This is a genomic window from Aquabacterium sp. (genome assembly GCF_036279675.1).
Taxonomy (GTDB): Bacteria; Pseudomonadota; Gammaproteobacteria; order Burkholderiales; family Burkholderiaceae_C; genus Aquabacterium.
Genome location: NZ_DASUIS010000113.1, coordinates 1 through 20736 on the forward strand (window position 1 = coordinate 1; position 20736 = coordinate 20736).

20 protein-coding genes and 1 tRNA gene are annotated in these 20736 nt (G+C 61.2%); 2 read left to right on the forward strand and 19 right to left on the reverse strand.

Annotated elements, in window-relative coordinates:
• The 19 genes from nuoL to VFW93_RS13370 form a co-directional block, all read right to left on the reverse strand.
• The coding region (gene nuoL / locus VFW93_RS13280) for an NADH-quinone oxidoreductase subunit L (protein WP_329694468.1) at positions 1-1082 on the reverse strand (1082 nt) is incomplete at its 3' end.
• Between the two features lie 17 nt (positions 1083-1099).
• A complete protein-coding gene (nuoK, locus tag VFW93_RS13285) occupies positions 1100-1414 on the reverse strand; it encodes an NADH-quinone oxidoreductase subunit NuoK (RefSeq protein WP_290678807.1) in 315 nt (104 codons plus the stop codon).
• The gene (locus tag VFW93_RS13290) at positions 1411-2070 is read right to left on the reverse strand and encodes an NADH-quinone oxidoreductase subunit J (RefSeq protein WP_329694469.1); all 660 of its coding nucleotides are present in this window, start codon (positions 2068-2070) and stop codon (positions 1411-1413) included. Before VFW93_RS13290 ends, nuoK begins: the two co-directional genes overlap by 4 nt.
• Before the next feature lie 6 nt (positions 2071-2076).
• Positions 2077-2571 (reverse strand): NADH-quinone oxidoreductase subunit NuoI, encoded by a 495-nt coding sequence (nuoI, locus tag VFW93_RS13295; protein WP_329694470.1) that lies wholly within the window; start codon positions 2569-2571, stop codon positions 2077-2079.
• Positions 2572-2584: 13 nt separating this feature from the next.
• Complete coding sequence (nuoH, locus tag VFW93_RS13300) at positions 2585-3643, reverse strand: NADH-quinone oxidoreductase subunit NuoH (RefSeq protein WP_329694471.1); 1059 nt, start codon at positions 3641-3643, stop codon at positions 2585-2587.
• Positions 3644-3662: 19 nt separating this feature from the next.
• Positions 3663-5990 (reverse strand): NADH-quinone oxidoreductase subunit NuoG, encoded by a 2328-nt coding sequence (gene nuoG, locus VFW93_RS13305; protein ID WP_329694472.1) that lies wholly within the window; start codon positions 5988-5990, stop codon positions 3663-3665.
• Positions 5991-6007: 17 nt separating this feature from the next.
• Positions 6008-7351 (reverse strand): NADH-quinone oxidoreductase subunit NuoF, encoded by a 1344-nt coding sequence (gene nuoF, locus VFW93_RS13310; RefSeq protein WP_329694473.1) that lies wholly within the window; start codon positions 7349-7351, stop codon positions 6008-6010.
• Positions 7352-7363: 12 nt separating this feature from the next.
• Positions 7364-7849, reverse strand: a complete 486-nt coding sequence (nuoE, locus tag VFW93_RS13315; RefSeq protein ID WP_329694474.1) for an NADH-quinone oxidoreductase subunit NuoE — start codon at positions 7847-7849, stop codon at positions 7364-7366.
• Positions 7850-7874: 25 nt separating this feature from the next.
• Positions 7875-9128: an NADH-quinone oxidoreductase subunit D gene (locus VFW93_RS13320; protein WP_329694475.1), complete on the reverse strand. Its 1254-nt coding sequence runs from the start codon at positions 9126-9128 to the stop codon at positions 7875-7877.
• Positions 9129-9149: 21 nt separating this feature from the next.
• Positions 9150-9761 (reverse strand): NADH-quinone oxidoreductase subunit C, encoded by a 612-nt coding sequence (locus VFW93_RS13325; RefSeq protein ID WP_329694476.1) that lies wholly within the window; start codon positions 9759-9761, stop codon positions 9150-9152.
• Between the two features lie 15 nt (positions 9762-9776).
• Positions 9777-10256 carry a NuoB/complex I 20 kDa subunit family protein gene (locus tag VFW93_RS13330; protein ID WP_290640106.1) on the reverse strand — a complete coding sequence of 160 codons (480 nt, stop codon included), beginning with the start codon at positions 10254-10256 and terminating at the stop codon, positions 9777-9779.
• A 54-nt stretch (positions 10257-10310) separates the two neighbouring features.
• On the reverse strand, positions 10311-10670 hold the full coding sequence (locus VFW93_RS13335; RefSeq protein WP_290640108.1) for an NADH-quinone oxidoreductase subunit A: 360 nt from the start codon (positions 10668-10670) through the stop codon (positions 10311-10313).
• A 245-nt stretch (positions 10671-10915) separates the two neighbouring features.
• A tRNA-Leu gene (locus VFW93_RS13340) sits at positions 10916-11000 on the reverse strand.
• A gap of 98 nt (positions 11001-11098) precedes the next feature.
• On the reverse strand, positions 11099-11458 hold the full coding sequence (gene secG / locus VFW93_RS13345) for a preprotein translocase subunit SecG (protein ID WP_329694477.1): 360 nt from the start codon (positions 11456-11458) through the stop codon (positions 11099-11101).
• 38 nt (positions 11459-11496) lie between these two features.
• Positions 11497-12252: a triose-phosphate isomerase gene (tpiA, locus tag VFW93_RS13350; RefSeq protein ID WP_329694496.1), complete on the reverse strand. Its 756-nt coding sequence runs from the start codon at positions 12250-12252 to the stop codon at positions 11497-11499.
• Complete coding sequence (pnp, locus tag VFW93_RS13355) at positions 12252-14552, reverse strand: polyribonucleotide nucleotidyltransferase (protein ID WP_329694478.1); 2301 nt, start codon at positions 14550-14552, stop codon at positions 12252-12254. Before pnp ends, tpiA begins: the two co-directional genes overlap by 1 nt.
• Positions 14553-14766: 214 nt before the next feature.
• Complete coding sequence (gene rpsO, locus VFW93_RS13360; protein ID WP_329694479.1) at positions 14767-15036, reverse strand: 30S ribosomal protein S15; 270 nt, start codon at positions 15034-15036, stop codon at positions 14767-14769.
• 274 nt (positions 15037-15310) lie between these two features.
• Positions 15311-16378: a tRNA (adenosine(37)-N6)-threonylcarbamoyltransferase complex transferase subunit TsaD gene (gene tsaD, locus VFW93_RS13365; RefSeq protein WP_329694480.1), complete on the reverse strand. Its 1068-nt coding sequence runs from the start codon at positions 16376-16378 to the stop codon at positions 15311-15313.
• 72 nt (positions 16379-16450) lie between these two features.
• A complete protein-coding gene (locus tag VFW93_RS13370) occupies positions 16451-18232 on the reverse strand; it encodes a calcium-binding protein (RefSeq protein ID WP_329694481.1) in 1782 nt (593 codons plus the stop codon).
• 245 nt (positions 18233-18477) lie between these two features.
• Between VFW93_RS13370 and VFW93_RS13375 the strand changes: the two genes are divergently transcribed.
• Positions 18478-19110 (forward strand): ANTAR domain-containing response regulator, encoded by a 633-nt coding sequence (locus tag VFW93_RS13375; protein ID WP_329694482.1) that lies wholly within the window; start codon positions 18478-18480, stop codon positions 19108-19110.
• 327 nt (positions 19111-19437) lie between these two features.
• A complete protein-coding gene (locus VFW93_RS13380) occupies positions 19438-20661 on the forward strand; it encodes a CmpA/NrtA family ABC transporter substrate-binding protein (RefSeq protein WP_414639674.1) in 1224 nt (407 codons plus the stop codon).
• The last annotated feature ends 75 nt before the right edge of the window (positions 20662-20736 follow it).

Sequence of the window (20736 nt, forward strand, 5' to 3'; positions counted from 1 at the left end):
ACCGAGCCTGCGCCAAGGAACAGCAAGGCCTTGAAGAAGGCGTGCGTCATCAGGTGGAACACGGCCACGTTGTAGGCCGACACACCCAGCGCCACGGTCATGTAACCCAGCTGCGACAGCGTGGAGTAAGCCACCACGCGCTTGATGTCGTTCTGGATGATGCCCAGGAAGCCCATGAAAAGCGCGGTGATGGAGCCGATCACCAGGATGAAGTTCAGCGCGGTGTCAGACAGCTCGAACAGCGGCGACATGCGGGTCACCATGAAGATGCCGGCCGTCACCATGGTGGCGGCGTGGATCAGCGCGGAGATGGGCGTGGGGCCTTCCATCGAGTCGGGCAGCCACACGTGCAGCGGGAACTGCGCCGATTTACCCATGGCCCCGATGAACAGGCAGATGCAGATCACGGTGATCAGCATCCAGTCGGTCGCCGGGAAGCCCAACTTGGCCAGATCCGGCGCCTTGGCGAAGATCTCGGTGTAGTTCAGCGTGCCGGTGTAGGCCAGGATCAGGCCGATGCCCAGGATGAAGCCGAAGTCACCCACACGGTTGACCAGGAAGGCCTTCATGTTGGCAAAGATGGCCGTGGGCTTCTTGAACCAGAAACCGATCAGCAGGTAGGACACCAGGCCCACGGCTTCCCAGCCGAAGAACAGCTGCAGCATGTTGTTGCTCATCACGAGCATCAACATCGAGAAGGTGAACAGCGAGATGTAGCTGAAGAAGCGCTGGTAGCCAGGATCCTCTTCCATGTAGCCGATGGTGTAGATGTGCACCATCAGCGACACGAAGGTCACGACGCACATCATCATCGCCGTCAGGCCGTCGATCATGAAACCGACTTCCATCTTCAGCGAACCCAGCGTCATCCATTCATAGACAGTCTGGTTGAAGCGTGCGCCGTCGACGACGGCGTTGAGCGTCATCGCCGAGATGATGAACGAGATCAGCACGCCCAGGATGGTCAGTGCGTGCGCGCCCTTGCGGCCAATCGCCTTGCCGAACAAGCCGGCGGCAATCGAGCCGACCAGCGGCGCCAGGGGCACCGCCAGCAGCGTGTTGAGAGAAAGTTCTGTTGTCATTGTTGTCACTCTCCCGATCAGCCCTTGAGCGTGTCCAGTTCGTCGACGTTGATCGACTGACGATTACGGAACAGCGTCACCAGAATGGCCAGACCGATCGCGGACTCTGCAGCCGCCACGGTCAGGATGAAGAACACGAAGACCTGACCGTCCATGTCACCCAGATAGTGGGAGAAAGCGACGAAGTTCAGGTTCACGGCCAGCAGCATCAGTTCAATGCACATGAGCAGCACGATCAGGTTCTTGCGGTTCAGGAAGATCCCGATGACCGACATGGCGAACAGGATGGCGCCCAGCGACAGGAAGTGTCCGAGTGTGATGGTCGTGGTCATGCTTGGCCTCCGGTCGGGGTGGCAGCGTCAGCAGCCGGTGCGGCAGGCGCAGCGGGCACTTCGATGGTCGGGGCCACCTTGACCACGCGCAGGCGATCACCCTTCTTCACGCGCACCTGCTCGGAGGGGCTCTGGAAGTGCGAGTCCTTGCGCTTGCGCAGGGTCAGTGCGATGGCAGCGATGATCGCCACCAGCAGGATCACGGCCGCGATCTGCACGGGGAACAGGTAGTGCGTGAACAGCTCGATACCCAGTGCCTTGGCATTGGGCACCTTGGCCACGTCAGGCGGGAAAGGCTTGGCTGTCGGCAGGTCGAAGCCGCGGGTCAGCACGAAGGCCATTTCCACGGCGATCACTGCGCCGATGCCGCCGGCCAGCGGGAAATGCTTCCAGAAGCCCTGGCGGATCGAGTCGATGTTGATGTCGAGCATCATCACGACGAACAGGAACAGCACCATGACCGCCCCCACGTACACGAGCACGAGGGAGATGGCCAGGAACTCTGCCTGCAGCAGCATCCACACGCACGAGGCGCTGAAGAACGCCAGCACCAGGTGCAAGGCGGCGCTCACGGGGCTCTTGGCTGTGATCACGCGGAAACCCGCGAAGACCAGCACCGAGGCGAAGATGTAGAAAAGTAGGCTAAAGGTGTCCATATCGGGTCAGCGGTATTTCGCGTCCGCCTCCTTGTTGGCTGCGATTTCCTTTTCGTAGCGATCACCCACCGCCAGGAGCATGTCCTTGGTGAAGTACAGATCGCCGCGCTTCTCGCCGTGGTATTCGAAGATGTGGGTTTCCACGATCGCGTCCACGGGGCAGCTTTCTTCGCAGAAGCCGCAGAAGATGCACTTGGTCAGGTCGATGTCGTAGCGCGTGGTGCGGCGCTGGCCGTCATCACGCACGGCCGACTCGATGGTGATGGCCATCGCCGGACACACGGCCTCGCACAGCTTGCAGGCGATGCAACGCTCTTCACCGTTGTCGTAACGGCGTTGGGCATGCAGACCGCGGAAGCGTGGCGACATCGGCGTCTTCTCTTCAGGGAACTGCACGGTGACGTACGGTTTGAAGAAGTGACGACCGGTCAGGGCCATGCCCTTGAACATTTCCAGCAGGAAGAAGCTGGAAACGAATTCCTTGAGGGACGTAGCAGACATATTCGTGTGCCCCTTATTTCCAGATGTTCCAGGGAGACATCATCCAGCCACCGACCAGCACCAGCCAGACCAAGGTGATAGGAATGAAGATCTTCCAGCCCAGACGCATGATCTGGTCGTAGCGGAAGCGTGGGAACGACGCGCGCACCCACAGGAACATGGTGACGATGATGAAGGCCTTGATGCCCAGCCAGATCCAGCCGGGGATGAAGTCCAGCGCCGCCACCGGCGACAGCCAGCCACCGAAGAACATGATGGCAGCCAGCGTGGACACCAGGATCATGTTGGCGTATTCGGCCAGGAAGAACATCGCGAAAGCCATGCCCGAGTACTCGATCATGTGACCGGCCACGATTTCTGATTCACCTTCCACCACGTCGAAGGGGTGGCGGTTGGTTTCGGCCAGACCGGAGATGAAGTACACGACCGTGATCGGCAGCAGCGGCAGCCAGTTCCACGACAGGAAGCTCATGCCCATGTCGGCGAACTGCCCCTTGGCCTGGCTCATCACGATGTCGGTCATGTTGAGCGAACCGGCGGTCATCAGCACGATCACCAGACAGAAGCCCATGGCGATTTCGTAGGACACCATCTGAGCCGAAGCGCGGATGGCACCCAGGAAGGCGTACTTGGAGTTCGACGCCCAGCCGGCGATGATCACGCCATAGACTTCCAGCGAGGTGATCGCCATCAGGAACAGCAGGCCGGCGTTGACGTTGGCCAGTGCGACTTCAGGACCGAAAGGAATCACCGCCCAGGCAGCCAGCGCAGGCATGATCGTCATGATCGGGCCCAGCAGGAACAAAGGCTTGTTCGCAGCCGAGGGCAGGATGATTTCCTTGAAGATCAGCTTGACCGCGTCAGCGATAGGCTGCAGCAGACCCAGCGGGCCCGTGCGGTTGGGACCCGGACGGATCTGCGACCAGGCAATCGCCTTGCGCTCCCACAGAGTCAGATAGGCCACGCAGCCCAGCAGCGGCAGCAAGAGCGCCACGATCTTGATCAGCGACCAGACCACGGGCCAGGCTGCGCCCAGGTTGGCGGCTCCGGCGTTGTACAGGGTGTCAATCATTGCTTGTCTCCCCTACCCTTCAGGCTTTTTCGACGCGAATGGCGCCGAAAGATGCGCCCAGCGTTGCGGTGGCCGGGGTACCGGCAGGCACACGCACCACGTTGGCGGGCAGGCTGGCGTCGAGCACGGCGGGCAGCACAGCACTGACTGCACCATTCGCACCGTCTTGCGACACCTTCACTTGGGCACCAGCAGCCAGGCCGAGTTCGGCCCACAGCGCTTGCGGCAGGCTGGCCACAGGCGCCTTGGCGTCCGCCGTGGCTTGCAGCGATTCAGCGCGGCGCACCAGGGCGTCGGCAGCGTAGATCGGCACATCGGCCAGACGCTCCAGACCACCGGTCGAGGCGCTCAGGTTGATGGCAGCCGACGTGGCGTTGTTCAGCTTCGCAGGCAGCGCAGCCAGGTCACCCAGGGCGCGCGCCTTGACTTCTTCCGAGGTCTCGTAGGCGAAGCCTTCCAGGCCCAGCATGGTGCCCAGCACGCGCAGCACCTTCCAGGCCGGACGGGCGTCACCCAGAGGCTTGAGCACGCCGTGGAAGCTTTGCACGCGGCCTTCGGCGTTCACGAAGGTGCCGGAGGTTTCAGAGAACGGCGCGATCGGCAGGATCACGTCGGCGTAGTCGGCGGCGCTGGTCTTGAAGGACGACAGCGACACGACCATCTCGGCGCCCTGCACCGCTGCGATGGCAGCGCTCGGGTTGGCGGTGTCGAACTCGGGCTCGACGCCCATCAGCACGACAGCCTTGAGACCCTTGCCAGCCAGCATCTGACCCGCATTCAGGCCACCTTGTTGCGGCTGAGCACCCACGAGTTGCGCGCCAACCGAGTTGGCCGATTCGCTCAGGAAGCCCACCTTGGCGCCGGTCTGAGCGGCGATCCACTGTGCCAGCGCCTGCAGCGACGAGGCTTGGGGATGCTGCACGGCGGCATTGCCCAGCAGGATGGCCTTGTTCTGGCCCGACAGCAACGAAGCGGCGATCGCCTTGGCTGCATCGGTAGCGGTACCGTTGCAAGGGATCTCGACATTGAGCTGGTTGGCCACGGCCACGGCCACATCACCCAGGGCTTGCGCCCAGGCACTCGGGGCCACGGTCACACGTTGGGCCAGGGGGATCAGCCAGTCATCATGGGCACCACCGATGGCGCTGATCTGCGCACCACGCTTGGCAGCCTGACGCAGACGCGACGCGAACAGCGGGTGATCCTTGCGCAGGAAGGAGCCGACGACCAGCGCACGGTCCAGCGTGGACAGCTCGGCGATTGGCAGACCCAGCCAGCGTGCACCGGCACCCGTCGTGAAATCAGCTTGACGCAGGCGGGTATCGACGTTGTCGGAACCCAGGCCACGCACCAGTTGACCCAGCAGGAAGAGCTCTTCCACCGTGCTGTGCTCGGTCGCCAGCGCGCCGATGGCATTCGAACCGTGTTCGGTCTTGATGCCCTTCAAACCATTGGCCACGTATTCCAGAGCCACGGTCCAGTCGACTTCCTTCCACTGACCGCCCTGTTTGATCATGGGCTTGGTCAGGCGGGCGTCGCTGTTGAGCGCTTCGTAGCTGAAGCGATCACGGTCGGCAATCCAGCACTCGTTGACGTCTTCGTTTTCGAGCGGCACCACGCGCATCACCTTGCCGTTCTTCACCTGAACGATCAGGTTGGCACCGGTGGAATCATGGGGCGACACGCTCTTGCGACGCGACAGTTCCCAGGTACGGGCGCTGTAGCGGAAGGGCTTGCTGGTCAGGGCACCGACGGGGCAGATGTCGATCATGTTGCCCGACAGCTCGGAGTCCACCGAGCGACCGACGAAGGTCTGGATCTCGGAGTGCTCGCCGCGGTTGGCCATGCCCAGCTCCATCACGCCGGCGATTTCCTGGCCGAAGCGGACGCAGCGCGTGCACTGGATGCAACGGCTCATTTCCTGCATCGAAATCAGCGGGCCGACTTCCTTGTGGAAGACCACGCGCTTTTCTTCCTGATAACGGGAAGACGAACCGCCGTAACCCACGGACAAGTCCTGCAACTGGCACTCACCGCCCTGGTCGCAGATCGGGCAATCCAGTGGGTGGTTGATGAGCAGGAATTCCATCACGCTCTGCTGAGCCTTGACAGCCTTCTCGCTCTTCGTGCGAACGATCATGCCTTGCGTGACCGGTGTGGCGCAGGCCGGCATGGGCTTGGGCGCCTTCTCGATGTCCACGAGGCACATGCGGCAGTTGGCCGCGATAGACAGCTTCTTGTGATAACAGAAGTGCGGAATGAAGGTCCCATTCTCTTCGGCGGCACGGATCACCATGCTGCCTTCCTGGGCCTGGACTTTTCGTCCGTCGATTTCGATTTCAACCATATGTGTTGCCCAGTCGATCAGATGTAGGCCGGGACCATGCAGGTCTTGTGTTCGATGTGATGCACGAACTCTTCGCGGTAGTGCTTGATGAAGGCACGCACAGGCATCGCAGCAGCATCACCCAGCGCGCAGATGGTGCGGCCCTGGATGTTGTCGGCAACGGAGTTCAGCAGATCGATGTCTTCGGGACGGCCCTTGCCGTTCTCGATGCGGTCCATCATGCGCCACAGCCAGCCCGTGCCTTCGCGGCAAGGCGTGCACTGACCACACGATTCGTGCATGTAGAAGTAGGACAGGCGCAGCAGGCTCTTGACCATGCAGCGGGTCTCGTCCATCACGATGACGGCGCCCGAACCCAGCATCGAGCCGGCCTTGGCGATGGAGTCATAGTCCATCGTGCACTCCATCATGATGTGAGCAGGCAGCACGGGCATCGACGAGCCACCGGGGATCACGGCCTTCAGCTTGCGGCCACCGCGCACGCCACCGGCGAGCTCCAGCAGCTTGGCGAAAGGCGTGCCCATCGGGATCTCGTAGTTGCCGGGACGCTCGACGTCACCGGAAATCGAGAACAGCTTGGTACCACCGTTATTGGGCTTGCCCACGTTCAGGAAGGCTTCGCCACCGTTGCGGATGATCCAGGGCACCGCGGCAAATGTCTCGGTGTTGTTGATCGTGGTGGGCTTGCCGTACAGGCCGAAGCTGGCGGGGAAAGGCGGCTTGAAGCGGGGCTGCCCCTTCTTGCCTTCGATCGACTCCAGCAACGCGGTTTCTTCACCGCAGATGTAGGCGCCGAAACCATGGTGAGCGTGCAACTGGAACGTGAAGTCGCTGCCCATGATGTTGTTGCCCAGGTAGCCGGCTGCGCGGGCCTCTTCCAGGGCAGCTTCGAAGCGTTCGTACACCTCGAAGATTTCGCCGTGGATGTAGTTGTAGCCCACGGTGATGCCCATGGCATAGGCGGCAATGGCCATGCCTTCGATCACGGTGTGCGGATTGAAGCGCAGGATCTCGCGGTCCTTGCATGTGCCCGGTTCGCCCTCGTCGGAGTTGCAGACCAGGTACTTCTGACCGGGGAAGGCGCGGGGCATGAAGCTCCACTTCAGGCCGGTGGGGAAGCCGGCGCCGCCACGGCCGCGCAAGGCCGAGGCCTTCACTTCGGCGATGACCTGATCCTGCGTCATGCCAGGACCACCGTCCTTGCCCAGGATCTTGCGCAGGGCTGCGTAGCCGCCACGGGCTTCGTAGTCCTTCAGACCCCAGTTGTTGCCGTCGATGCCGGCATAGATCTGAGGTTCGATGTGGCGGCCGTGGAAAACGGTTTCCTTGCCGGTCGCCTGGAATTTGGAAAGATCAAGCATCTTGTCTTTGCCTCACTTCGCTTGAGCCTTGAGCGTGGACAGCAGATCGTCCAGGCGCTCGTTGCTCATGTAGCTGACCATCTGACGGTCATTGACCAGGGCCACGGGTGCATCGGCGCAAGCGCCCAGGCATTCCGACTGCTGCACGGTGAACACGCCGTCCGCCGTGGTGCCACCCGCTTCAACGCCCAGACGCTGACAGACATGCTCCAGTGCCTTCTGGCCGTCGCGCAACTGGCAAGGCAGGTTGGTGCACACAGCCAGCTTGAACTTGCCCACGGGCTGCTGGTTGTACATGTTGTAGAAGGTGGTGACTTCGTGCACGGCCATGGGGGCCACGCCGATGTAGTCGGCCACTTCCTGCTCGCTCTCGGGCGACACCCAGCCGCGTTCCTGCTGGATGATGGACAGACAGGCCATCACAGCGGAGATGCGCTGGTCAGCCGGGTACTTGGCGAGTTCGCGGTCGAAGCGCGCTTTGGTTTGTTCGCTCAACATGATTTGGGTCACTCAGCGGTCGCTATCAACGGTCAATCTCACCGAACACGATGTCCATCGTGCCGATGATGGCCACGGCGTCAGCCAGCATGTGACCGCGGGACATTTCGTCCAGCGCAGCCAGGTGCGGGAAGCCAGGGGCACGGATCTTCAGGCGGTAAGGCTTGTTGGCGCCATCGGAAGCCAGGTAGATACCGAACTCGCCCTTGGGATGTTCGACAGCGGCATAGGCCTCGGATTCAGGCACGTGGAAGCCTTCGGTGAACAGCTTGAAGTGGTGGATCAGCTGTTCCATGGACGACTTCATCTCGACGCGTGAAGGCGGGGCCACCTTGTGGTTGTCGGTGATGACCGGGCCCGGGTTGGCACGCAGCCAGTCCACGCACTGCTTGATGATGCGGTTGGACTGACGCAGCTCTTCCACGCGGACCACATAGCGGTCGTAGCAGTCGCCGTTGGTGCCCACGGGGATGTCGAAGTCCAGCTTGTCGTAGACGTCATAGGGCTGGTGCTTGCGCAGGTCCCACACAATGCCGGAACCGCGCAGCATGGCGCCGGTCAGGCCCATCTGCATGGCACGCTCGGGCGACACCACACCGATGCCCACGGTACGCTGCTTCCAGATGCGGTTGTCGGTCAGCAGGGTTTCGTACTCGTCGACCAGCTTGGGGAAGCGCTGCGTGAAGTCGTCGATGAAGTCCAGCAGCGAGCCTTGACGGTTCTCGTTCATGCGAGCGATCGTCTTGGCGTTCTTGATCTTGCTGACCTTGTACTGCGGCATCGTGTCAGGCAGATCACGGTAGACGCCGCCCGGACGGAAATAAGCCGCGTGCATGCGCGCGCCGGACACGGCCTCGTACATGTCGAACAGGTCTTCACGCTCGCGGAAGCAATAGATCAGGATGTTCATCGCGCCGCAGTCGAAGCCGTGACAGCCCAACCACAGCAGGTGGTTCAGCACACGGGTGATCTCGGCGAACATCACGCGGATGTACTGGGCACGAACAGGCACATCGATGCCCAGCATCTTCTCGATGGCCAGGCAGTAGGCGTGCTCGTTGCACATCATGGACACGTAGTCCAGCCGGTCCATATAGGGCAGCGACTGGATGTAGGTCTTGGATTCGGCCAGCTTTTCGGTGGCGCGGTGCAGCAGGCCGATGTGGGGGTCAGCGCGCTGGATGACTTCGCCGTCCAGCTCCAGCACCAGACGCAGCACGCCGTGCGCGGCCGGGTGTTGCGGACCGAAGTTCAGGGTGTAGTTCTTGATTTCTGCCATGGTTCAACCTTCCTGCATCAATCAGTGGAGACCACCGTAGTTGTCTTCGCGGATGATGCGCGGGGTGATCTCGCGCGTCTCGATGGTGACCGGCTGATAGATCACGCGCTTTTGCTGCTCGTCGTAACGCATTTCGACGTGGCCCGTGGTCGGGAAGTCCTTGCGGAAAGGATGGCCGATGAAGCCGTAGTCGGTCAGGATGCGACGCAGGTCTTCATGACCGTCGAACACGATGCCGTACAGGTCGAATGCCTCGCGCTCGAACCAGTTGGCCGAGTTCCAGATGCCATTGACCGAAGCCACGATGGGGAAGTCGTCATCAGGCGCAAACACCTTCAGGCGCAGACGCCAGTTCTTGGTGATCGACAGCAGATGGCTCACGGCACAGAAACGCGGGCCGTCCGAATAGATGCTGGGTGCACCATCCTTGTAAGCCGAGTAGTCCATGCCGCACAGATCCATCAGTTGCTCGAACTTCAGATCGGCGTGATCACGCAAGGTGCGGGCCACTTCGAGGTAGTCGGCGGCAGACACGGTCAGGGTCAGTTCACCGCGGTCCTTGTCCAGACGCTTGATCTTGTCGCCCAGCACGTTTTGCAGCGCGACTTCCAGGTTGGCGAGTTTTTGGGTCATTCGCGTGGCTCCTGATCAGCTGCGTGCAATGGTGTTTTCACGGCGGATCTTGGCCTGCAACTGCAGGATGCCGTAGAGCAATGCCTCAGCCGTAGGGGGGCAACCGGGCACGTACACGTCCACCGGCACGATGCGGTCGCAACCGCGCACCACCGAGTAGCTGTAGTGGTAGTAGCCACCACCGTTGGCACACGAACCCATGGACAACACCCAGCGAGGTTCGGCCATCTGGTCGTACACCTTGCGCAAGGCAGGCGCCATCTTGTTGCACAGCGTGCCGGCCACGATCATCAGATCGGACTGACGAGGGCTGGGGCGGAACAGCATGCCGAAACGGTCGATGTCGTAACGTGCTGCACCAGCGTGCATCATCTCGACGGCACAGCAGGCCAGACCGAACGTCATCGGCCACAGCGAACCGGTCTTCGACCAGTTGATCAGCGTGTCAGCCGAGGTGGTGATGAAGCCCTCTTTGAAGACGCCTTCGATACCCATATCAATTACCTCTTGAAGATTCCCGTGCGAAAAAGGTGTGCTGGCAAAAAAGGATCACTCCCAGTCCAGCGCGCCCTTCTTCCACTCGTAGGCAAAGCCCACAACCAGGATGCCCAGGAACAGCATGATGGCCAGGAAGCCGGTCATGCCCACTTCCTTGAGCGCCACGGCCCAGGGGAACAGGAATGCGATTTCCAGGTCGAACAGGATGAAGAGGATGGCGACCAGGTAGTAGCGCACATCGAACTTCATGCGTGCGTCTTCGAAGGCCTCGAAACCGCACTCGTAAGGGGAGTTCTTGGCTTCGTCAGGGCGACGAGGGCCCAACAAAAAACCAAGGGCTTGTGGCGCGACGCCAACACCTACGCCAACCAGGATGAAAAGGATGACGGGCAAATATTGCTCAATGTTCATGGCCAAGGGCTTTCAGAACGAACAAGACGCGTGATTGAACCACACAGACAAAACAAAAAGCGCGCCAGGATGACGATCAATCGGATTTGAACCCGAGATGACAGCATCCACAGCGCGCCCACCGGAGGACTTCGTACTGCTGAACCCACCCAACGGAAGGCAGCTCCAACATCCTTCACGATCAGCTTGGGAGAAACAACCGGCGCTGATCATGGGATTGGCACAAAGACTCGTTTGAAATCTTATGGTGCCGACGGCGAGACTCGAACTCGCACAGCTTTCGCCACTACCCCCTCAAGATAGCGTGTCTACCAATTTCACCACGTCGGCAAGTGGGCAGTGATGCCCGCTCATTTGTTTGCTTCGGATTGCTTGAGGATGGCTCACCGAAGCCTCTTATTCTAAACCGAATTTCTGTCGTGATTTCGTCACTTGTTCGGAATCAATGCCGCACCGGAAGCCGGAACAGCTGCCGCAGAGGCTGCAGAAGCCGCAGCAGCACTGGCAGCCTGCTCCAGCACGCTGGATTGCTCGGCTGCGCTCGCGCGATGGTTACCGAAATAAGCCAGGCCCAAGGTGCTCGAAAAGAACACCGCAGCCGCCACGGCCGTCGAACGCGACAGGAAGTTGGCACTACCGGTTGCACCAAAAAGGCTGCCCGACGCACCACTACCAAAAGACGCACCCATGTCAGCGCCCTTGCCGTGCTGCACCAGCACCAGGCCGATCATGGCCAGGGCCGATACGACCTGGAGCAAGAGCACCGCCGTCATCAAAGCTTGTTGCATGAAAGAAAACTCCTAGATCTCTTGTTCATTCAAGGCCATCAGGCTGCGCGCGCGATGGCGGCGAAGTCAGAAGCCTTGAGCGATGCGCCGCCAATGAGGCCGCCATCAATATCCGCTTGCGAGAACAACTCGGCGGCGTTGTCAGGCTTGACGCTGCCGCCATACAGCAGCGGCACCTTGGCAGCTTCAGGCTGAGCAGCCTTCAGTTGCGCACGCAGGAAAGCATGCACAGCCTGCGCCTGCTCGGGCGAAGCCGTCTTGCCGGTGCCAATCGCCCAGACGGGCTCGTAAGCGACCACGATCTGGGCGAGTTGCGCACCCAGCGTGTCGATCACGGCCTTCATCTGACGCGCCACCACCACCTCGGTCTGCCCTGCTTCGCGCTCGGCCAGCGTTTCGCCGACGCACACGATGGGGATCAGACCGTGCGACAGCGCCGCCTTGGCCTTGTCAGCGACCAGCTGGTCACTCTCGGCGTGATAGCTGCGACGCTCCGAGTGCCCCACGATGGCGTACTTTGCACCGAACTCGCGCACCATCGGGCCGGAAACCTCACCCGTGAAAGCGCCTTGCGCCTGCACGGACAGGTCCTGAGAACCGAAGGCGATCGCCGAGCCCTTGAGCAACTCGGCCACATCGGCCAGAAACACCACAGGCGGGCACACAGCCACATCAGCCTTGGGCGCCGTGGCAGCCAGATCGGCCGCCAGCAGACCCTTGATCAGCTCGGCATTGGATGCACGTGAACCGTGCATCTTCCAGTTACCAACAACCAGCTTCTTCATGGCTCGGATCACTGTTGCTGTTGTTGCTGAGCCTGGCCTTCAGCGTCGCCGCCTTGAGCACCAGTTTCCTGCTCGGCACGGGGAGCGCGGTCACCGCGATCGCCGCGATCGCCACGGTCGCGACCACCACGATCGCCACGGTCACGGCCACCACGATCGCCACGCGGGCCACGGTCACCGCGGTCGCCACGCTCTTCGCGCTCAGGCATGCCCTCAGGACGCTCCAGCAAGGCCTTCATGGACAGCTTGACGCGACCCTTTTCGTCGGTCTCGAGGACCTTGACCTTGACGATCTGGCCTTCCTTCAGATAGTCGCCCACGTTCTCGACGCGCTCGTGAGCGATCTGGCTGATGTGCAGCAGGCCATCCTTGCCAGGCAACAGGTTCACCAGGGCACCGAAGTCGAACAGCTTGGTCACCGCGCCTTCGTAGGTGGCACCGATTTCCACTTCAGCCGTGATTTCGTTGATGCGCTTGATGGCGAAGTTGGCCTTCTCGGCATCGGTCGAAGCCACGGTGATGACACCGTCTTCGGCGATGTTGATCTGGCAGCCGGTTTCTTCACACAGGCCACGGATGGTGGCGCCGCCCTTGCCGATCACGTCACGGATCTTCTCGGGGTTGATCTTCAGGGTGTACAGGCGAGGCGCGAACTCGGAGACTTCCGTGTTGGCCGAGCCCATGGCTTCCACCATCTTGCCCAGGATGTGCAGACGGGCTTCCTTGGCCTGAGCCAGTGCCACCTGCATGATTTCCTTGGTGATACCCTGGATCTTGATGTCCATCTGCAGCGCCGTGATACCAGACGTGGTACCGGCCACCTTGAAGTCCATGTCGCCCAGGTGATCTTCGTCGCCCAGGATGTCGGTCAGCACGGCAAACTTGTTGCCTTCCTTGATCAGACCCATGGCGATACCAGCCACGTGCGCCTTCATGGGCACGCCGGCGTCCATCAGCGCCAGGCAGCCGCCGCACACGGAAGCCATCGACGAAGAGCCGTTGGATTCGGTGATTTCAGAGACTACGCGCAGGGTATAGGCGAACTCTTCCTTCGGAGGCAGCAGCGGCACCAGGGCACGCTTGGCCAGACGGCCGTGGCCGATTTCGCGACGCTTGGGGCTACCGACACGACCGGTTTCGCCAGTGGCGAACGGAGGCATGTTGTAGTGGAACAGGAAGGTGTCGCGGAAGTCGCCGGTCAGGGCGTCAATGCGCTGCGCATCCTGTTCGGTGCCCAGGGTCGAGATGACCAGAGCCTGGGTTTCACCACGGGTGAACAGGGCCGAGCCGTGCACGCGAGGCAGCACGCCGGTGCGGATCTCGATGGGGCGCACGGTGCGGGTGTCGCGACCGTCGATACGGGGTTCGCCGGCCAGGATCTGGCTGCGCACGATCTTGGCTTCGATATCGAACAGCAGGCCTTCCACCTTGACGGCGTCAAAAGCCACGCCTTCGGCGGTCAGCGCAGCCTTCACGGCAGCGTAGGTCTCGCGGCAGGCTTGCGTACGAGCTTGCTTGGAGCGGATCTGGTAAGCGGCGCGCAGGCCCTCTTCGGCCAGGCCATTGACCTTGGCGATGAAGTCTTCGTCCTTGGCGGGCGCTTGCCAGTCCCAGGCGGGCTTGCCGGCATCGCGAACGAAGTCGTGGATGGCCTGGATGGCGATGTTGCCTTGCTCGTGACCGAACACCACACCACCCAGCATCACGTCTTCAGACAGCTGATCGGCCTCGGATTCCACCATCAGCACGGCGGATTCGGTACCAGCGACGATCAAGTCCATCTTGGACTCGGACATTTGCGACGGGCTGGGGTTCAGCACGTATTCGCCATTGATGTAGGCCACGCGTGCGGCACCGATCGGGCCGTTGAACGGGATGCCGGAGATCGACAGCGCAGCGCTGGAGGCGATCATGGCGGCGATGTCCGAAGCCACTTCAGGGTTCAGGGACACCACATGGATCACCAGTTGGACTTCGTTGTAGAAGCCTTCGGGGAACAGAGGGCGAATCGGGCGATCGATCAGACGCGAGGTCAGGGTCTCGAACTCGGAAGGCTTGGCTTCACGCTTGAAGAAGCTGCCAGGGATCTTGCCGGCGGCGTAGGTCTTTTCGAGGTAGTCGACGGTCAGGGGGAAGAAGTCCTGGCCGGGTTTGGCGGTCTTGGCGCACACCACGGTGGCCAGCACGACGGTGCCTTCGATGTCAACCAGCACGGCGCCGGTGGCCTGACGGGCGATTTCACCCGTCTCCATCGTGACGGTGTGGTTGCCCCACTGGAAGGTCTTGGTGACTTTGTTGAACATGGTCATGGAAGTGATCTCCGGTTTATGTATCGGCGCCCGGCCTTGCAGCAAGGCACCCTTCGGTTATGCCGTCACTCAGTCGCGATGCCATTCCAGCGGAGCTGACAGGGTTCAACCCCGTTGGAATGACACAGCGTTCGCTTGTCGAGTGCGTGGCTTTTAAAAAACAAAAAGCCTGTGCTGGAGGGAACCAGACAGGCTTTTTGTTGTCATGCGGTGCTTACTTACGCAGGCCCAGCTTGGCGATCAGTGCAGAGTAGCGGCTGAAGTCCTTGTCCTTCAGGTAGTCCAGCAGCTTGCGACGACGGCTGACCATGCGCAGCAGGCCGCGACGACCGTGGTGGTCCTTCTTGTTGGCCTTGAAGTGAGGGGTCAGTTCGTTGATGCGAGCGGTCAGCAGGGCCACTTGCACTTCAGGAGAGCCGGTGTCGTTGGCGGCACGGGCGTTGTCCTTGATGATGGCTGCGGTATTGATGTCTGCGACGGACATGGTGTTTCCTGTAAACAGATGCAGGCCGTTGGCGCAACAAGAGCCTGAGGCCCCGCACCTTCGGTTTCTGCGTTGAACTTGCGACACCGGGTGAAACCAACCCAGGTCGTGCGAAATTGCCCAATCAGGCTGAAAGGACAGCTTGCCAGTATATCAGATGCCGACAAGCCTCGGCAAGGCACGCATCTCAGCCAGGAAACGCCCCCGCCGCGGCGACCGTCCGCCTCAAATTTTCACATGGCGACAGCCTGCCGACCGATCCAGCCTCATGGCATCAGATTTGAGCAAGATCCCAACGCGGCTTGACGTCAAACGCAGGCGCTGAGGTCAGTGCAGCCTGCCCGGCCTGCAGCCGCATGGCCGCAGCCAGGGCGATCATGGCGCCGTTGTCCGTGCACAGATGCAATTCCGGGTAGTGGACGCGGATGCCACGCCTGGCACAGGCGCGATCGAGTTGCTCACGCAAGAGCCTGTTGGCCCCCACGCCACCGGCCACCACGACACGCTTGAGCCCCGTGGCCTTCAAGGCCGCCAGCGACTTCTTGACCAGCACTTCGACAATGGCCGCCTGGGTAGAAGCGGCCAGATCGGCCAGCACGGGCAGATTGGCCGGATCCGCGAGCTTGTCAGCCTGATCCAGCAGGTTCAAACGCACCAGATGCGTGCGGACTGCGGTTTTCAACCCGGCAAACGAAAAATCCAGATTACCCGAGTGCAACATCGGCCGAGGCAGGTCGAACGCCTCCGACTTGCCTGACGCCGCCAGCCTGGACAAGTGCGGGCCACCCGGATAAGGCAAGCCCATCAGCTTGGCCGACTTGTCGAACGCTTCACCCGCGGCATCGTCCACCGTTTCACCGAGCATTTCATAGCGCCCCACCCCATCGACGCGCATCAACTGCGTATGGCCACCGGAAACCAGCAAGGCCACGAAGGGGAACTCAGGCGGATCGGCCGACAGAAAAGGCGACAGCAGGTGCCCCTCCAGATGATGCACCCCCAGCAAGGGCTTGCCCAGAGCTGCGCCCAGGGCACAAGCCACCCCAGCCCCCACCAGCAGGGCCCCGGCCAGGCCCGGCCCACGCGTGTAAGCCACCACATCCACATCCGCCATGGTCTTGCCAGATTCGCTCAAGACCTGGCGAGCCAGGGGCACGACACGGCGAATATGGTCGCGGGAAGCCAGCTCGGGCACCACACCGCCATAGGCCTGATGCATGTCGATCTGGCTGTGCAGGGCGTGGGCCAACAATCTGGGCGCGCCGCTCTGCGGCAACGCCACCAGAGCCAAGCCCGTTTCGTCGCAGGATGACTCGATACCCAGGATCAATCGTTCAGACATCCCGCAAGTGTAGGCGCCCTGCAGGCGGCATCAGCCACAGGGCGCATTTCAAGGCATCGAATGACAGGAGGGTCAGGCGGCCACATCGACAGCCCAGAAGGGCTGAACAACCTGATGGTTCAGCACAACCAGACCGTTCGCCACATTGCCCGCCACACCTGCCGGGATGGCGTTGCCGCCAAATGTCGAGGCCATGGCGGCGATCAGGGCATCGACCTGCCCGCGATACAAGGTGGCGCCACCCGCCGTGATCGTGTCGATCTGCGCATCGCCCGATGCAAACCAGCCATCCACGGTCACACCCTGCTGCTCGTCCATGAAGGCGCCACTGCCGTCCAGCACCTGCACACGCAGATCGTCACCGGTACGACTGAAGAACAGCTGGTCATAGGCAATACCCTCCTGGAAAGCAAGCACATCGCCCTCGCCACCCTCTTCCTGAACATGAACCTGGCCATCGTGGAGCTTGAAGAGATAGGTGTCGTCACCTTGCCCGCCCACCAGCGTGTCCGAGACCGCCGAATTCAGGTTCTGCCCACCCCACAAGGTGTCATTGCCATCCAGGCCATACAGCGCGTTGGCCTGGGCGTTGCCGTGCAGCACGTTGTAGTCGGCATTGCCGCGCACGTTCACGGCGGCATCACCCAGCAGGTCGAAGTTCTCGACGGTGAGCCAGTAATCCAGATCAATGTCGGCCGTTGCAGCATATCGGATGGTGTCGTAACCACCATCGGAGGACTCCACAACCCGATCCGCCAGCGTATCGATCGTGTAGATGTCGTCACCAAAACCACCGACCAGGGTGTCGATGCCAGCACCGCCGTCCAGCTCGTCGCCAGCATCGCCGCCGCGGATGTAATTGTCCAGCGCATTGCCCTTGATGGATGCCTGCCAGGTCACGAACAGTGCCTCCACGTTGTCGGCCATCGTGTAGCTGCCCTGGTTCAGAACCAGGGTGTCATAGCCTTCACCTGCCTGCTCCACCACCTGCACGCTCGTGTTATCCAGCAGATAGGTGTCGTTGCCCGTGCCGCCAATCAACACGTCCGCGGCGCCATAGTCGGCTTCGTTGTCCATCGCGCCAGCCAAGGTATCGTTGCCACCGTAGCCATAGATCGTGTTGGTGCCCTGGTTCGTGCCGCGCAGATCATTCGCGCCATCGGTGCCCTTGATGGACCAGTTGCCGACGCCGGTCAGGGTCAGGTTTTCAACGTTGGCATACCGGGACAGGTCAGCGTGGCCCTCGACGCCGTAGAGCAAGGTGTCCACGCCGCCATTGACGGCCTCGGTCACCACGTCGGCAACCAGGTTGACCACATAGGAGTCATTGCCTGCACCGCCCAGCATGGTGTCGATGCCCGCACCGCCATCCAGATGATCCTGCCCGGCGCCACCGCGCAACGAGTCACGACCGTTGCCTCCGTACAAGGCATCGTCACCCTCGCCACCATCCAGGGTGTCGTTACCGTCGTAGCCATAAAGGCTGTCGTTGCCACCATAGCCAAACAAGGCGTTGGCCGATGCGTTGCCCCACAGCGTGTTGGCCACCCCGGACCCATCCGCGCGACTGGCCAGCCCCGTCAGCAGGACATTTTCGACATGCGCGTATGCAGTCTTGCGCAGATCCACGTTGAAGCTGGCCTGCACGGCATCGATACCCTCATCAGCCAACTCCAGCACCACATCGCCGGCGCCGCTCAGGATATAGAGATCATCCCCGCGCCCGCCTACCAGCCTGTCACTGCCCAGACCACCGTCGAGCGTATCGTCACCGTCGTAGCCATACAGGGTGTCGGCCAGACTGGACTTGCTCACCAGCGCGTCATTGCCCGATGTACCTTTGAAAATCGCCATGTTGGATCCCTCAGTTAGAAGATGGAACTATCAGGACGTCGTGCTCGTACATGCCTGTTTGCATACGCCCGCCTTTTTGCATGACGATATCAAGGCGTCCCACGCACTTTAAGATGCGAAAAGTCACATCCTGAATAGGACAAGCACTCCCACAAGGCGGGGATTGGGTGATAAGCCGACACACCGCCGCACGTTTTGGCATACCTGACTGAACCCGCAGGCTTATTTGTTGCATGATTCCGCCCATGAGCCTTCAAGCGCAGCAGCTTCGCGTTGTCATCGTCCTGCCCGTCCCTCTGTCCATCGAACCAGATGATGAAGAGGTGGCTGAGGTAGAGCGCACGCGCATCTTGCGCATTGCGCTGCTGGAAGCGGGCTACAACGTGGTGGCCACGCTCCCCGGAGACCGCTTCCTGCCGGACAGGCTTGCCCAGATTCAACCTGACATGGTGGTGGTCGATGCCGAGTCTCAAGGGCGCGACATCCTGGAGCACGTCGTGATGGCCACGCGCGACGAGCGCCGCCCCATCGTGATGTTCACCGATGACGAAGACACCAGTTACCTGCGCAAGGCCATCGCGGCGGGTGTATCTGCCTACGTGGTGGCGGGCACGCCTGCCGAGCACATCAAGCCGGTGCTTGATGTGGCCATGGCGCGCTTCGAGCACGAAGAAAAATTGCGCAGCGAACTGGCAGATGCGCGCAACCAACTGGAAGAGCGCAAGGTCGTCGACCGCGCCAAAGGTCTGCTCATGACCCGACAAGGGCTCAGCGAGCAGGAGGCCTATGCCCGCCTGCGCAAGGCAGCAATGGACAAGGGTATCAAGCTGGCGGAAGTGGCTCAGCGCCTGATCGACGCCGCCGACCTGCTGGGCTGACTCTCGGCCTGCCATGCGCGTGACATGTGCACGCACGCGCCCCATGCTGGGTTGACTCGCCCCATCATCGATCGCGATCTGCACGTTTGCGGCGCAGTTGATGCACGCCAGGCGGGGAAAACACCTGGCACACCGTTTGCATTACTTGTCTCAAGCAAAGTCAACGGCGACTTTGCGTGCCTTGGGTACCCGACGATGGGTCCCGAGCTTCCGACAAAGGTGTCATCGAAACGTGAGTCTGTCCTCGTGACGGATGCGCGTGTCGACGACACCTTTTTTGTTTTTCAAACGGGAAAGCTTTGCACCATGAACTCGCAGGATCTGAAAATGACCCGCCGCTCCATCTTGAAAACCGCAGCCGCCGCCAGTGCCGTCGGGGTTGTGCCTGGTCTCCAATCGGCTGTCTGGGCTGCTGGCTCCGACAAGCCTGAACTGGAAGAGGTCAAGATTGGTTTCATCCCCCTGACCGACTGTGCCTCAGTCGTGATGGCCTCGGTGCTGGGCTTCGACAAGAAGTACGGCATCAAGATCGTGCCGTCCAAGGAAGCTTCGTGGGCTGGCGTGCGAGACAAGCTGGTGAACGGCGACCTGCACATGGCGCACGTGTTGTACGGCCTGATCTACGGCGTGCAACTGGGTATTGGTGGCCCCAAGAAGGACATGGCCGTGCTGATGAACCTGAACCACAACGGTCAGGCCATCACGCTGTCCAAGAAGCTGGCAGATGCCGGCGCCGTGGATGGCCAATCTCTGGCCACCCTGATGCAAAAAGACAAGCGTGAATACACCTTCGCGCAAACATTCCCCACCGGCACGCACGCCATGTGGCTGTACTACTGGTTGGCCTCCTACGGCATCAACCCGATGAAGGACGCCAAGGTCATCACGGTGCCACCACCCCAGATGGTCGCCAACATGCGCGTGGGCAATATGGACGGCTACTGTGTGGGTGAACCATGGGGCCACCGCGCCATCGTGGACGGCATCGGCATCACGGGCGCCACCACACAGGACATCTGGCAGGACCACCCCGAAAAGGTGCTGGGTTGCACCGACGAGTTCGTCAAGAAGTACCCCAACACCGCCCGCGCCGTGATCATGGCCGTACTGGAAGCCAGCAAGTGGATCGATGCAGGCTTGCAAAACAAGCTGAAGATGGCCGAAACCATCGCCTCCAAGTCCTACGTGAACACGGGTGTCGAGGCCATCAACCAGCGCATCCTGGGTCGCTACCAGAACGGCCTGGGCAAGACCTGGGACGACCCCAACCACATGAAGTTCTTCAACGACGGCAAGGTCAACATGCCTTACCTGTCGGACGGCATGTGGTTCCTCACGCAGCACAAGCGCTGGGGTTTGCTGAAAGACCACCCCGACTACCTGGCCGTGGCCAAGCAGGTCAACAAGATCGACCTGTACAAGCAGGCAGCCAGCGCCATGGGTGTGAACGTACCCAAGGATGTGATGCGTACCAGCAAGATGATCGACGGCACCGTGTGGGACGGCAAGGATCCCAAGAAATACGCCGACAGCTTCAAGATCAAGGCTTGAGTCTCTTCTCGAAGAGACCAGGCACCAGGTTTGTGCAACCTGCCCGATTCGTGAGTTTCGCCAATAAAACCAACT